This is a genomic window from Novosphingobium endophyticum, from assembly GCF_014640675.1.
Classification (GTDB): domain Bacteria; phylum Pseudomonadota; class Alphaproteobacteria; order Sphingomonadales; family Sphingomonadaceae; genus Novosphingobium; species Novosphingobium endophyticum.
Window position 1 is genome coordinate 89,132 of sequence record NZ_BMHK01000008.1, and the last position, 13,570, is coordinate 102,701.

13 protein-coding genes are annotated in these 13,570 nt (G+C 63.6%); 6 read left to right on the top strand and 7 right to left on the bottom strand.

What is annotated here, in order from left to right:
* From IEX32_RS08035 to mazG, 5 genes are all read left to right on the top strand, one after another.
* On the top strand, positions 1-777 hold the full coding sequence (locus tag IEX32_RS08035; protein WP_188770379.1) for a TatD family hydrolase: 777 nt from the start codon (positions 1-3) through the stop codon (positions 775-777).
* A complete protein-coding gene (locus IEX32_RS08040) occupies positions 774-1,553 on the top strand; it encodes an MBL fold metallo-hydrolase (protein WP_188770259.1) in 780 nt (259 codons plus the stop codon). Before IEX32_RS08035 ends, IEX32_RS08040 begins: the two co-directional genes overlap by 4 nt.
* Entirely contained in the window at positions 1,550-1,735 is a 186-nt protein-coding gene (locus IEX32_RS08045; protein WP_188770261.1) for a hypothetical protein, read from the top strand. The genes IEX32_RS08040 and IEX32_RS08045 overlap by 4 nt, the downstream gene beginning before the upstream one ends.
* A 109-nt stretch (positions 1,736-1,844) precedes the next feature.
* Positions 1,845-2,150 carry a ferritin family protein gene (locus tag IEX32_RS08050; protein WP_188770263.1) on the top strand — a complete coding sequence of 102 codons (306 nt, stop codon included), beginning with the start codon at positions 1,845-1,847 and terminating at the stop codon, positions 2,148-2,150.
* An 8-nt stretch (positions 2,151-2,158) separates the two neighbouring features.
* Positions 2,159-2,947: a nucleoside triphosphate pyrophosphohydrolase gene (mazG, locus tag IEX32_RS08055; RefSeq protein WP_188770265.1), complete on the top strand. Its 789-nt coding sequence runs from the start codon at positions 2,159-2,161 to the stop codon at positions 2,945-2,947.
* Here mazG and hflX read toward each other — a convergent pair.
* The 7 genes from hflX to dusB all read right to left on the bottom strand — a co-directional run bounded on the left by hflX (position 2,924) and on the right by dusB (position 12,281).
* On the bottom strand, positions 2,924-4,264 hold the full coding sequence (gene hflX, locus IEX32_RS08060; protein WP_188770266.1) for a GTPase HflX: 1,341 nt from the start codon (positions 4,262-4,264) through the stop codon (positions 2,924-2,926). The genes mazG and hflX overlap by 24 nt on opposite strands.
* Before the next feature lie 19 nt (positions 4,265-4,283).
* Entirely contained in the window at positions 4,284-4,853 is a 570-nt protein-coding gene (gene hfq, locus IEX32_RS08065; protein WP_188770268.1) for an RNA chaperone Hfq, read from the bottom strand.
* Positions 4,854-4,985: 132 nt separating this feature from the next.
* Positions 4,986-6,383, bottom strand: a complete 1,398-nt coding sequence (gene ntrX, locus IEX32_RS08070; RefSeq protein ID WP_188770271.1) for a nitrogen assimilation response regulator NtrX — start codon at positions 6,381-6,383, stop codon at positions 4,986-4,988.
* 49 nt (positions 6,384-6,432) lie between these two features.
* Entirely contained in the window at positions 6,433-8,604 is a 2,172-nt protein-coding gene (locus IEX32_RS08075) for a sensor histidine kinase (RefSeq protein WP_188770272.1), read from the bottom strand.
* Between the two features lie 124 nt (positions 8,605-8,728).
* Positions 8,729-10,144, bottom strand: a complete 1,416-nt coding sequence (locus tag IEX32_RS08080; RefSeq protein WP_188770275.1) for a sigma-54-dependent transcriptional regulator — start codon at positions 10,142-10,144, stop codon at positions 8,729-8,731.
* Positions 10,141-11,268, bottom strand: a complete 1,128-nt coding sequence (locus tag IEX32_RS08085; protein WP_188770277.1) for a two-component system sensor histidine kinase NtrB — start codon at positions 11,266-11,268, stop codon at positions 10,141-10,143. Before IEX32_RS08085 ends, IEX32_RS08080 begins: the two co-directional genes overlap by 4 nt.
* On the bottom strand, positions 11,265-12,281 hold the full coding sequence (gene dusB / locus IEX32_RS08090; RefSeq protein WP_188770279.1) for a tRNA dihydrouridine synthase DusB: 1,017 nt from the start codon (positions 12,279-12,281) through the stop codon (positions 11,265-11,267). Before dusB ends, IEX32_RS08085 begins: the two co-directional genes overlap by 4 nt.
* Positions 12,282-12,361: 80 nt before the next feature.
* Between dusB and IEX32_RS08095 the strand changes: the two genes are divergently transcribed.
* On the top strand, positions 12,362-13,561 hold the full coding sequence (locus IEX32_RS08095) for a bifunctional 2-C-methyl-D-erythritol 4-phosphate cytidylyltransferase/2-C-methyl-D-erythritol 2,4-cyclodiphosphate synthase (RefSeq protein ID WP_188770281.1): 1,200 nt from the start codon (positions 12,362-12,364) through the stop codon (positions 13,559-13,561).
* Positions 13,562-13,570 lie beyond the last annotated feature (9 nt).

Below are 13,570 nucleotides of genomic sequence, written 5' to 3' on the forward strand. Positions count from 1 at the left end.
ATGCTGATCGATTCCCATTGCCATCTTGAATACGAAGGGCTCGTCGAAGACCAGAAAAGTGTGCTCGATCGCGCCAGAGAGGTCGGAATCGGAGGTTTTCTCAATATCTCGACCCGCCGGCGCGAGTGGAATCGCGTAGTCGGAACCGCCGAACGCGAGCCCGACGTCTGGGCTTCGGTGGGCATTCATCCGCATGAAGCCGATCAGCACGCCGATCTGGGCGAGGGCGCCCTGCTGGAGGCGGCGGATCATCCCAGGGTGATCGGCATCGGTGAAACGGGGCTCGACTACTATTACGACAAGTCCGACCGCGCGGTGCAGCAAGCGCTATTCCGCACCCACATTGCGGTCGCGCGTGAAACCGGGCTGCCGCTGATAGTCCACACGCGCGACGCGGAGGAAGACACCGCCCGGATCCTCGAAGAGGAGATGGGGAAGGGGGCTTTCCCCGCTCTTATCCACTGCTTCACGGCTTCGGCTGAATTCGGCGGCAAGGTTCTGGACCTCGGTCTTACGATTTCGCTGTCGGGAATTATCACATTCAAGAACGCCACCGACTTGCAGGCATTCGCCAGGATCGTCCCGGGAGACAGGCTGCTGGTCGAAACCGACTCGCCATTCCTCGCGCCGGTCCCGCACCGGGGCAGGAAATGCGAGCCGGCGTTCACCGCCGACACTGCCCGCTTCGTGGCCGACCTGCGAGGCGTGGGGTTCGAACAACTGGCCGAAGAAACGACACGCAACTTCTTCGCATTGTTCAAGAAAGCCGCGGCGTGAAAGCGACGATCCTCGGGAGTGGCACGTCGACCGGCGTGCCGCGCCTTGGCGGCGAGCACGGTATCGACTGGGGACTGTGCGATCCCGGCGAGCCGAAAAACAGACGGACGCGGGTCGCTATCCTGCTCGAAAGCGATGCCGGAAGCCGCATTCTGGTCGATACGCCGACCGACCTGCGGTCCCAGTTGCTGGCGAACGATACAAACCGGATCGACGCGGTATTCTGGACACATGACCATGCCGACCATTGTCACGGCATCGACGACTTGCGGCCGCTTCGCTACGGACGGGCCGGTCCTATACCGGGCTTTGCCGCAGCCGAGACAGTCCGGCGGCTGCGCCAGCGTTTCGGCTATGTGTTCGCCGGGCAGCACGGCTATCCCACGATCGTCAGCCTCGACAACCTCGACACGCTTCGTCTCTGCGAGGGCTTCAGGATCGGGCATGTGCAGATGCCGCACGGACCGGCGCAGTCCACCGGATATCGATTCGAGTGTGACGGTAAATCAGTTAGTTATGCGACAGACTTGAGCGAAATCACGAAGGACATGATCGATCTGTTCCACGGTTCGGACGTCCTGATCGTGGATTGCCTGCGCCGCGAACCGCATCCTACGCACGCGCATCTCGCCATGTCGCTTGAACTTGCAGAAGCCTGCCGCGCGAAATCGGCGGTGCTGACGCACCTCGACAAGAGCATGGATTATGCGACACTGACCCGCGAAGTTCCCGAGAACGTCCAGGTGGCTTACGACGGCATGGTGATCGAGGCATGAACACGGCGGCTACGATCGTATCCATCATTGCGGTGCTCGGCGCGCTGATACTCGCGACAAGCAGCGCGCAGTTTCGCAATCTCGGCATGAGCCGGATGTTGCGCCTGGCGCTGATCTGGGGTGCAATCATCATCGGGCTGGTGCTCGTGGTCCAGTTGACCGGGCTCAGTTTGGAACAATGATCGTCAGGCCCTCTCTCGGATCGCCCTTGATTTAACATAATATATATTATCATTCTTCCGCTACCAACACTCCCCGGCTGACGAACCTGAGAAATTGAAAGGAAAGCAGATGTCGAGTGAAGGACTACACGCCCCTCGCGAACGCCTCAGCAAAACGACGCTTGCGATGCATCAGGCCATTACGTCGCTGATGGAAGAACTCGAAGCGGCCGACTGGTACCGCCAGCGTGCCGACGATTGCGACGATGACGCCCTCAAGGCCATCCTTCTGCACAACATGCGCGAAGAGATCGAGCACGCGGCCATGGTGCTCGAATGGCTGCGGCGCAACAGCCCCGATTTCGACCGCGAACTTCGCGAGTACCTCTTCACCGACGGAGACATCGCGGCAAAAGAGCAACAGTCGAAGGACTGAAACCCGGCATGCGCGAAACAAGGCACCATCAGCTCGACCGTCTCCTTTCCATCATGGCGCGCCTGCGCGATCCCCAAACCGGGTGCGAATGGGACCGGGCGCAGAACTTCGCGACGATTGCGCCATACACCATCGAGGAAGCCTACGAGGTCGCCGACGCCATCGAACGCGAGGATCTTGCCGCGCTGCGCGACGAGCTTGGCGATCTGCTGCTTCAGGTCGTTTTCCACGCACGCATGGCCGAGGAGGATGGGCATTTCGCTTTCGCCGATGTTGCCGCTTCGATTTCGGACAAGCTCGAAGCACGGCACCCCCACATCTTCGGGGAGGACGCCACGGAAGACGCGCAGACCGAGCGCTGGGAAAAACTGAAAGCACTCGAACGCGCGGCCAAGGGCGCCAGCAGCGCGGTCGATGGAGTCGCGCTTTCGCTTCCGGCCCTCTTGCGCGCCGAGAAACTTCAAAAGCGGGCGGCGCGAGTCGGTTTCGATTGGCCCGATCCCGGCGGCGCCGCCGAAAAGGTGCGCGAGGAGATGGACGAACTCGAACAGGCGGCGGTTGAAGACAAGGCGGAGGAAGCCGGTGATCTGTTGTTCGCGGCCGTCAATCTCGTCCGCCTCAACGGCATTGCGCCGGAAGATGCACTCCGTGCCGCCAACGCCAAGTTCGAACGGCGCTTTCGGGCCATGGAAGATCTCGCTGCCCGCGATGGCCACGCCTTTGACGGCCTGACGCTCGATGAGCAGGAGCGGTACTGGCAGGCGGTCAAGGCGTCAGAGCGCGCCGAAACGCCCTAGTTCCCGTTCCGAGAGCCGGACCTGCATGCGCAGTTGCGGCCCTTCCGGCCCCTCGCCCGCGGGCTCCTCGGTGACGACTTCGCCTCGGGCATGGAGAAACGCGATGCGCTGGCCATCGGCGGCCGGAAGGACGAAGCTGTAGAGCTTCGCGCCGTGCGTGAGCGCACCACCCATGACTTCCAGCAAGTGCTCGCAGCCGTCTCCGGTCATCGCCGAAAGCGGCACGATGGTTTCGCTTTCGCGATGCGCGATCACTTCGCGCAGTTCCTTGGACCGCGCCGGGCCGAGCAGATCCCATTTGTTCCACACTTCGATGACGGGAATACCCGGATCGCTTGCGCCCTCTCCATCGTCGACCCCTTCCTCGCCCAGCACGCCAAGGTCATCGAGGACATCGAGCACCTGGCGCTTCTGCGCATCGGTGTCGGGATTGGCTATGTCCCGCACGTGGAGGATGAGGTCGGCCGCGGTCACTTCCTCGAGCGTGGCCCGGAAAGCCGCTACGAGTTGGGTCGGCAGGTCGGAGATGAAGCCCACCGTGTCGGACAGGATAGCCTTTTCGAGGCCAGGCAATCGAACCGCGCGCATGGTTGGATCGAGTGTCGCGAAGAGCAGGTCCTGCGCCATCACATCGGCGCCAGTCAACCGGTTGAACAGCGTCGATTTTCCGGCATTGGTATAGCCGACCAGCGCGATGACCGGCCAGGGCGCCTTCTCGCGCCGGTCGCGATGCAGGCCGCGCGTGCGCCGGACCTGTTCAAGTTCGCGCCGGATCCTCGCCATGCGGTCGCGGATCATGCGCCTGTCGGCCTCGATCTGCGTTTCACCCGGACCGCCCAGGAATCCGAAGCCGCCTCGCTGGCGCTCTAGGTGGGTCCAGCTTCGCACCAGGCGGCCGGCCTGATAGTCGAGATGGGCGAGTTCCACCTGCAAGCGGCCTTCGGCCGTCGCCGCGCGCTCGCCGAAAATCTCCAGAATCAGGCCGGTGCGGTCGATGACCTTGCGCCCCAGCTTTTCTTCGAGATTGCGCTGCTGGATCGCGGAAAGCGCGCCGTCGACGACCACCAGTTCGGCCTCGCCCAGCTCGCAGGCGGTGGCGATATTCTGAATCTGCCCTTCGCCGAAAAGCGTTCCGGCCCGCGGTTCGCGGATCGGAATTGCCACGGCGTCAGCCACCACGAGGCCGATCGCGAGCGCCAGCCCCCTCGCCTCCTCGAGACGGGCGTCGGGGTCGATATCCCCCTTCCCGCGCATCTGCGGATAGACGACGAGGGCACGCGCGCCGCGCGTAACCTCTCCCTTGAGTTCGTCGTTCAATTCAGTTCAGCTTCGCTTCTCAATCCTCGGCTTCTTCATGGGCCTGAAGATCGACCGGTGTCACGGGCTGAATCGTCGAGACGGCATGCTTGTAGGCCAGTTGCACGTAACCTTCGCGTTCAAGCAGCATGCAGAACAGGTCGTACGCAGCCACCCTGCCCTGCAGCATCACGCCGTTGATGAGGAACATGGTCACCTGCACACCGGCACTGCGAATGCTTGAGAGGAACACATCCTGCAGCAGCCGGGTCTTCTTCGTCGATTCGACACCGGGCGCAAACTGCGCGGCGTCCACCGGCGTCGAAGGCATGATCGTGGAGATCGCGTGCTTGTAGACGAGCTGCGACTGACCGTCGCGGCGCAACAAAATGGAGAAATTGTCAAACCACGTGACGATGCCCTGCAACTTCACGCCCTTGACGAGAAACATGGTAACCGGCGTCTTGTTCTTGCGGAGCAGATTGAGGAACTGATCCTGCAAATTCTGCCCTTTCCCCGCCGAAGTGCCGGCGCTGACCGCTGGCTTTTCCGCCTCGGGCGCGGGGGGCGGTGTGGGTTTCGATCGCACCGAAAGCGTTCGACCAGCCATGCGTTTCTCCTATTTTTGGCGGCCGGCAAAGCCAACCGCGATCTGGCATCCGCAGCTTCGGATGCCGTTGTCGAATCGAAATCTACCCATTTGCTGCAGTGCAGTAAATGCGAAAAGAATATGTCCGGATGATTACCCCTGTTCCTCGCTTTCGTTCTCGCCTTCGCGCCGGTCCGACATGCCAAGCAGCTTGAGCTTGCGGTGGAGCGCCGAGCGTTCCATGCCGATGAACGACGCAGTCTTGGAAATGTTGCCGGAAAACCGCCGGATCTGGACGCGGAGATACTCTCTCTCGAAGCTTTCGCGCGCTTCACGCAGTGGGGCGCTCATCATGACGGTGATGCCGTTGTCGCCATTGGGGCGATTGTTCAGGATTTCCGGCGGCAGCATGTCGGCCTCGATCGTCTCCAGCTTGTCGCGGGGCGCCATGATAACGGTGCGTTCAACGACATTGCGCAACTGGCGCACGTTTCCGGGCCATTCGTAGGCCTGTAGCGCGGTCATGGCCTCGCCGCTGATTCGCGGCGGCTGTACGCCCTGCTCGCTGGCATAGCGGGCGAAGAAGTGATCGACGAGCGCGGGAATGTCGTCGCGACGTTCGCGCAAGGCCGGGATCGAGATCGGAACGACGTTCAGGCGATAGAACAGGTCCTCGCGGAAACGTCGTTCGGCAATCTCCGTTTCGAGATCGCGTGACGTCGACGAGACCACGCGCACGTCGACCCGAATCTGCCGGGTCCCCCCCACGCGCACGAATGCCTGATCGGTCAGGACGCGCAGGATTCGCGCCTGGGTCGAGAGCGGCATGTCGGACACTTCATCGAAATAGAGCGTGCCGCCATCGGCCATCTCCAGCAGGCCCGGCCTCACGAGCGCGCCATCGGCCTCTTCTCCGAACAGTTCCTGCTCGAAGCGCTCCGGCGTGATCCGCGCGGAATTGACGCTGACGAAGGCGCTTCCCGCGCGCGGACTCCACGCGTGGAGCAGGCGGGCCGCGACTTCCTTGCCCGATCCGGCGGGGCCGGAAATGAGCAGACGACTACCTGTGTTGGCGATGCGCTTGAGCGTCGCGCGGACCTGATTGATCGCGCCGCTCGACCCGGTGAACTCCTCGCCTATCGAGTAGTCCTGCCTGAGCTGCGCGTTTTCCCGGCGCAGGCGCTCGGTTTCGGTGGCGCGCCCGACGAGGTGAAGCAGTTTCTCGGCCTCAAACGGCTTTTCGATGAAATCGACGGCCCCCCGGCTGATCGCGGCGACCGCCGTGTCGATATTCCCGTGGCCCGAAAAGATGATGACTGGCAGTTCCGGCTCACGCGACTTGATCGCGTCGAGCACTTCCAGGCCGTCCATCGGGCTGCCGTGAAGCCATACGTCGAGCAGAACCAGCGATGGGCGCCGCGTGTCGATCGCGGCAAGCGCATCCTCGCTCCCGGCGGCGGTGCGGCATTCATACCCTTCGTCGCTCAGGACGCCTGCAACCAGTTCGCGAATGTCGCGCTCGTCATCGACGATCAGGATTTCGAGGGCCATGGTCAGTTCTTCTTCGTGTTCGTGAATTCGAGGGGAAGGTCATGCGACATCATTCAGCAGCCTCCGGTTTTCGCCGTTGCGCCAGCGGATCGGTCGAGAAACGCATCGAAACCGTCGTGCCGCCGCCTTCGGCCGGCATGAACAGCATCTCGCCGCCATGTTCCTCGACGATCTTGTTCACGATAGCGAGGCCCAGTCCTGTGCCCTTCTCGCGCGTTGTCACGTAAGGTTCGATGATCCGTTCGCCGTCCTGGGGCAGGCCGATGCCGTTGTCGGTCACTTGGACGAGGATCGATTCCGGCTCGCCGGAGACGGTGACGCGGATCGTGCCGCGATAATCTTCGCCGCTGTCCTTCGCCTTCGCCTCGACTGCCTCGACCGCGTTCTTGAGAACATTGGTCATGGCCTGACCGAATTGATGGCGATCGCAATCGATCATGCCGATATCGGGCTCGCTTCCGAACACGAAATCGATGTCTGGCCGCGCCACTTCCTGAAGGAACAGCGCCTGGCGCGTCAGGGCGACAGGGTCTTCGACGCGGAACAGCGGCTTTGGCAAGCGCGCGAAAGAAGAGAATTCGTCCACCATCTTCCTGAGGTCGCCCACCTGGCGGATGATCGTACGGGTCAGGTCCTCGAACAGCTCGGGGTTGTCGACGATCTGCTTGCGATAGCGGCGGCTGAGGCGCTCGGTCGCGAGCTGGATCGGGGTGAGCGGATTCTTGATTTCATGCGCAATGCGCCGGGCCACATCGGACCATGCCGCCGTGCGCTGGTCGAGAAGCTGGCGCGTGATGTCCTCGAAGGTGATGACGTAACCGGTGGCGTCGCGGCTCGTCTTTACGGCAAGCGTCAGGAGCTCGCCGTTACGGCTGTACTGGACAATGCCCGCAGGGACGCCCTGCTCCACCAGATCCGACAACGACGGCGCGAGCCGGGCGAGCGTCATGTCCTCGGGGACACCCTCTTCCCGATCGGTCAGCAGTTTCAGCGCGGTGCTGTTCATCAGCAGGATCCGCCCCGATTCGTCGAGCGAGATGATGCCCGAAGTGACCGATTCAAGGACCGCTTCGATGAACACGCTGCGTTCGTGGAGCTGCCGGTTGGCACCCAGCAACGCCTGCGTCTGCTTTTCGATCTGCGCGGTCATGCGGTTGAAGGCGCGGTTCAGCAGGCCGATCTCGTCCGCGCCGGTACGGCCCTCGACCCGCAGAGCGAAATTGCCGCTGCCCACCCGCCGCGCGGCGTCGACCAGTTCGTATAGCGGTTTCACCTGACGGTCCGCGAAGCGCAGAGCGAACCAGACCGCGAGCCCCACCAGCGCCAGCGATGCCACAAACAAGGCGACATTGAAGCGCAGTTGCAGAACACGAGCGCGGTTCGTCAGCACTTCATAGGCCTGGACGATGTTTTCCGCATGCTGCCCCTGGCTCAGCGAAACCAGATCGTTGCTGCGGGCCGCATAGAGATAGACGCCAGCGTCACGTTCGATCGGCACGACCGCCACGATCTTGTTGGGGTTCGAGGTAACGACCATCGGCTCGCCCTGATCGAGGCGCTTCAGGACTTCCTCTCCGATCCGCTTGTCTTCGGTGCTTCCTTCCGGATCGACAATGATCGGCGTTCGTTGTCTGCCGTCGCCGCCGATCTGGATGATGGCGGAAAGGCTGAGGTTCCGGCGATAGACCTGATCCGCGTAGAACGCCTGGAACTCCGGACTGGCGATCGGGTACTCGCTGAGCATGGTGCGGGTATCCTCGGCCATGGCGACCGATTCGTAGCCAACATCGCGCTGCGTCTGCTCGTAATACCCCCGCGCGAGCTTGTTCGCGTTTTCCAGCAGTCCGCGCGAGCTGTCAGAAAACCAGAACTCGACGCCCGACTGGAACAGCCAGGAGGCAAAGACCACGACCAGCAGCGTCGGGACGGCCGAGATCAGTGAGAAGATGAAAACCAGGCGCACGTGCATGCGCCCTGTTCCGCCGATGTTCTCGGCGCCCCGCCGCAAGGCCATCCGCCTGCCGAGCAGCACGAGAATCGCCATTGCGGGCACGAGCGTGCCAATCAGCAATGTCGCCGTGAGATTGGACGGCAGCAGTTGGCCCTTGTCGGCGCCGTGGTTGAGCGCCACCCATGTCGCCGCCGTCATGAGCAGGAATGCCACGACCGACAGGACTTCCACGACGGCAAAGAAATTCGCCCGCCGCGCAGCAACCTGCATACGACGCCACCAGCGTGGCCATGTGCGTTTCCGTGCTGCCCGTTCGTACATCGTTGCGTTGTTACAACACCGCTGTTGCGCTGTTGCAAGACCTTTCCGTCAAATGCGCCTCATGGGCGAACAATCATGAACGGCGGGCAAATTCCTCGGGGTCCAGCGACAGTTCGCTGAGCCGTTTGCGCAGCGTATTGCGATTGATCCCGAGAGCCTGGGCGGCACGCAACTGGTTTCCGCCGGTTTGCGCGAGCACCGCGGCGAACAGCGGGCGCTCGAAGGCCGCCATGGCGGTGGCGTAGATGGTTCCGCTCGCCGGCCTCTCGTCCGAAAGCCATTGCGATATGGCTCCGGCGATGTCTCCCCCTGCCCGGCCGCCGCCCTCCAGTCCCTGCCGATCCGAAGCCAGCAGCGGCAGCACGCTCTCCGCATCGATGGCGTCCTCGCGGGCCAGCAGGGCAAGGCGGTAGATGAAGTTCTTGAGCTCGCGCACGTTCCCGCGCCACGGCTGACGCCGCAGCAGATCGGTGGCCTCCTGGGTAAGCTGTCGCCGTGGGAGGCCCTCGTTTACGGCGTGCTGAAGAAAATGACGTGCCAGCGCATCGATATCCTCAGGCCGGTCGCGCAGCGGCGGCATATGGATCGGTACGACGTTGAGTCGGTAATAGAGATCCTCGCGAAACCGGCCTGCGGCGATCTCCGGTTCGAGATCCTTGTTCGTCGCCGCGATGATGCGGACGTCGAGCAGGATTTCGTCACGCCCCCCCACCCGCCGGATCCGGCCCGATTGCAGCGCCCGCAGCAGGCGGGTCTGCGCCTGCTGAGGCATGTCGCCGATCTCGTCGAGGAACAGTGTGCCGCCGGCCGCCTGTTCGAATTTGCCCACGTGCCGCGCCACCGCCCCGGTGAAAGCGCCCTTCTCGTGACCGAACAGCTCGCTTTCGATAAGCTCCGCAGGAATCGCCGCCGTGTTGACGGCGATGAACGGGCCTGTCCGGCGGTTGCCCAGCTGATGGATCGCCTCGGCCACGAGTTCCTTGCCCGTGCCCGACTCGCCGAGGATCAGGACGGTCAGATCATTGCGCATGACCCGCGTAATCATGCGAAACACCGACTGCATCGCCGGGCTGCGGCCAACGAGCGGCAAGCCGTCGCCCATCGGCTCTTCACCGTTCGGCACGTGCCCCTGCCCGCCCCCGGCAGCCTGCCTCACGGTGCGTGCGAGTTCGTCAATGTCGAAAGGCTTGGGGAAATACTCGAAGGCGCCCGTGTCCGTCGCGCGGACTGCCGTATCCAGCGTGTTCTGCGCGGACAGGATCAATACCGGCATGTCAGGCCGCAGCGAATGGACCCGGCCGATCGTCTCGATGCCGTCGCCATCGGGCAGCATGACATCCGTGACCATCGCCTGGAACGACTGTTCGGAAAGCAGCCGGTCGCGTTCTTCGATCGTCTGGCAGTGCGTCACTTCGAAGCCCTCCGATTCGAGGGCTGCCGTAATGACGATGGCGATGGACATATCGTCCTCGACGAGCAGAACGCTCATGCGCCCGGTCTCCATTTCAAGAGCTTCTTCCGCGTTTCGCGGGCCAGCGGCAGATGGACACGGAAATGCGTGAGCTTGAGCTCCTCGTCCCGTTCATGGGTGATCCGGCCGTTCATGTCGCGCACCAGCTTGCGGACCAGCGGCAGGCCGAGCCCCTGGCCCGCCTTCTTGGTCGTCACGAATGGCTCGAAGATGTGTTCGCGCATGCCGGCGTCCACGCCGGGGCCATTGTCGGTAACGCGCAGTTCGACCGGGAGGCGTACGGGCCTGCCCGAGTCGGTGGTATGAAGCTGAAGACCGCTGGCGAAACGCGTGCGGATCGTCACTTTCGGCGATTCCGCGTCACTGCTCGCTTCCATCGCGTTGGACACGAGGTTGATGATCACCTGAACCAGTCCGTCGGGACTGCCGAGGACCGGAGGAAGCGAGGGATCGAACTCCTCGACTATCCTGACCGGCTGCGGACGTTCGCCCGCTGCCGCCTCGATCACGTCGATGGCGCGGCGCGCGGCCTCGTGCAGGTTGCAGGGCTCTACCGGAGGGGCCGTCCGTCGGCTGAGCTTCTGCATCTGCTCGATGAGGTTGGCGATGCGATCCACTTCCGATGTGATCAGGTTGGTCAGGGCGCGGTCCTTTTCCTCGACCTTGCGCGCCAGAAGCTGCGCGGCGCCGCGGATCCCCGCCAGCGGATTCTTGATCTCATGCGCCATGATCTCGGGCCCGCGCAGGAAGGCATTGTCGGCCACGCCGGAATCGTCGCCAAGCGCGTCGGCTGCGCTGTTGTCGTGAATGGTGAGCACCTGCCATCCCAGGGTATCGGCCACCGGTGCCACGTTGATGTCGATACGCCTGGCCCCCTTGCCTTTCAGCGCTACTATGACCTCACGCGCCGAAACCGGCGTCTCGTAGTCATTCAATCGTTCAAGAAGGCGCGGGTCCGGCACGGACATCACCTCGCCCAGACGGCTGCCGACAAGGCGGCGCAGGGACTGGCCGAAGAACTGCTCCGCCGCCGGATTGACCGAGGCGATACGCAGGCCGGGCTCCAGCAGGACAACCGCGTGGGGCAGGCTGGCTAGCAACCGGCTGGCTTCAGGCAGAGCCGTCCGGCTGAGCAGGCTCATGCCGCCTGGCGCTCCCGGTAGGGGCCGTAGAACTGAGCCAGCGCCCGCAGGACCTCATCGGGATCGTCGATGAAATTGGCCCGGTTGCGGAACTCGGCCGAACCCGGCAGCCCCTTCACGTACCAGCCCAGGTGCTTGCGGGCCATCTTCACGCCGGTATCCCGGCCGTAGTGCGACATCATCGCCTCGTAATGCTCGACGATGATCTCGTACTGCTGGCTGACGGATGGCTCGGGCATGCGGCCGCCACCGCGCCACCACTGCATGACCTGGGCGAGAATCCAGGGTTTGCCGTATGCGCCGCGCCCGATCATCAGACCATCAGCGCCGGACTGTTCCAGCGCCCTCGCCGCATCCTCGATGCCGCAGATGTCGCCATTGACGATGACGGGAATCGACACCGCGTCCTTGACCTTGCGCACGAAGGCCCAGTCAGCCTCGCCCTTGTACATCTGGTTACGGGTGCGCCCGTGGACGGTGATCATCCGAGCGCCGATATCCTCGGCGATGCGCGCCATCTCCGGAGCGTTCAGGCTGTCATGGCACCAGCCCATGCGCATCTTGACAGTGACCGGCACCTTGACCGCCTTGACGGTCGCCTCGATCAGCCTTGTTGCCAGCGGAACGTCGCGCATCAGCGCCGAGCCCGCATCGCCGTTGACGACCTTGCGCACGGGGCACCCCATGTTGATGTCGATGATCGCTGCGCCCCGGTCCTCGACCAGCTTGGCGGCCTCTGCCATCTGGTCAGGCTCGCAGCCGACGAGTTGCATAGAGACCGGATCCTCGATCTGATCCCACATCGCCTTCTGGATCGACACGCGCGTCTCGCGGATCGCCGCCGGACTGGCGATCATCTCCGTCACGTTGAGCCCCGAACCAAAACCGCGCACCATCCTGCGGAACGGCAGGTCGGACACGCCCGTCATCGGCGCGAGCACGACCGGACAATCGATCGTCACCGGACCGACGTGGATGGGCTTTAGCGCCGGAGGAGCGGGCAACTGGGTCATCAAGTCTATAACACTGCCTAAAAAACAGGCAGCGCATAGTGGATTGCCCTCTTCACGGCAAGCGATTACCGGCAAGCTCAATGTCGCAGGAGACGCCCCCCGACTCCGATCACGGTACGGACGCCCGCAGAATCGCTGCCGTCGTGGTCGCGGCGGGCAAAGGACTGCGCGCCGGCCAGGGCGTGCCCAAGCAGTTCGCAGCATGGCGGGGCAAGCCTGTCGTGCGCCATTCGGCCGAGGCGCTTGCGGCGGCCGGCATTGGCCCCATCCTGGTCGTGATCCCGCGGGATTGCGAGGAACTGGCGCAGACTGCCCTCGATGGCGTTCCCGGTGTCCGGCTGATCGGTGGCGGCGAGACACGCCAGGAATCGGTACGCCTGGGGTTGGAGGCCCTTGCCGCCGATGCTCCCGATCTGGTGTTGATCCACGACGCCGCCAGGCCGCTTTTGTCCGGCGCTGTCATCGCGCGAATCCGCGATGCCCTGAAACATTCGAAAGGCGTAATCCCGGTCCTGTCCGTAGTGGACAGCCTGACCCATGTGTCCGACAATCATGTCTCCGACAATACCGTCGGTCCGATCATGGGCGCACCGGCCGACCGCGCGCAGTTGCGCCGTGTCCAGACGCCGCAGGCCTTCCACTATGCCGAGATCCTCGCGGCCCATCGCGCGTGGGAGGGCCCTGCCCTTGCGGGAGACGACGCGAAGGTGGCGCAGGCATGGGGCATGGAGATCGCGCTCGTCGAAGGAGATGAAGCGTTGCACAAGCTGACGTTCGCGTCCGACTTCAACGCGCCGGCCCCGGCCGTCCGGGTGGGGACAGGCTATGATGTCCACCGCCTGACAGAAGGCGGGGAACTTTGGCTTTGCGGGATCAGGATCGAGCACACGCACGGTCTCTCGGGGCACAGCGATGCCGACGTCGCAATCCACGCTCTCGTCGATGCGATGCTCGGCGCGATCGGCGCGGGAGACATCGGACAGCACTTTCCGCCGAGCGACCCTCAATGGCGTGGGGCCTCTTCGGACCGCTTTCTGTCCCACGCCGGTACGCTGGTGGCGCAGGCGGGCTATGCCCTTGGCAATGCGGATATCACCATCATATGTGAATCACCGAAGATCGGCCCCCATCGCGAGGCGATGCGGGCGCGATTGGCGGAAATCCTCGGCGTCGATCCCACCACGATCAGCGTCAAGGCAACGACGACCGAGAAGCTGGGCTTCACCGGCCGCAGCGAGGGGATTGCCGCCCAGGCGGCGGTTGTCCTGATCCGGACATGAAGGGTCAAC

Coding starts and splice junctions, on each gene's coding strand:
- IEX32_RS08045 (WP_188770261.1), top strand. CDS start 1,550: ATGAACACGGCGGCTACGATCGTATCCATCATTGCGGTGCTCGGCGCG.
- IEX32_RS08050 (WP_188770263.1), top strand. CDS start 1,845: ATGTCGAGTGAAGGACTACACGCCCCTCGCGAACGCCTCAGCAAAACG.
- IEX32_RS08035 (WP_188770379.1), top strand. CDS start 1: ATGCTGATCGATTCCCATTGCCATCTTGAATACGAAGGGCTCGTCGAA.
- IEX32_RS08085 (WP_188770277.1), bottom strand. CDS start 11,268: ATGAGCCTGCTCAGCCGGACGGCTCTGCCTGAAGCCAGCCGGTTGCTA.
- IEX32_RS08080 (WP_188770275.1), bottom strand. CDS start 10,144: ATGAGCGTTCTGCTCGTCGAGGACGATATGTCCATCGCCATCGTCATT.
- dusB (WP_188770279.1), bottom strand. CDS start 12,281: ATGACCCAGTTGCCCGCTCCTCCGGCGCTAAAGCCCATCCACGTCGGT.
- mazG (WP_188770265.1), top strand. CDS start 2,159: ATGCGCGAAACAAGGCACCATCAGCTCGACCGTCTCCTTTCCATCATG.
- IEX32_RS08095 (WP_188770281.1), top strand. CDS start 12,362: ATGTCGCAGGAGACGCCCCCCGACTCCGATCACGGTACGGACGCCCGC.
- hfq (WP_188770268.1), bottom strand. CDS start 4,853: ATGGCTGGTCGAACGCTTTCGGTGCGATCGAAACCCACACCGCCCCCC.
- IEX32_RS08075 (WP_188770272.1), bottom strand. CDS start 8,604: ATGCAGGTTGCTGCGCGGCGGGCGAATTTCTTTGCCGTCGTGGAAGTC.
- ntrX (WP_188770271.1), bottom strand. CDS start 6,383: ATGGCCCTCGAAATCCTGATCGTCGATGACGAGCGCGACATTCGCGAA.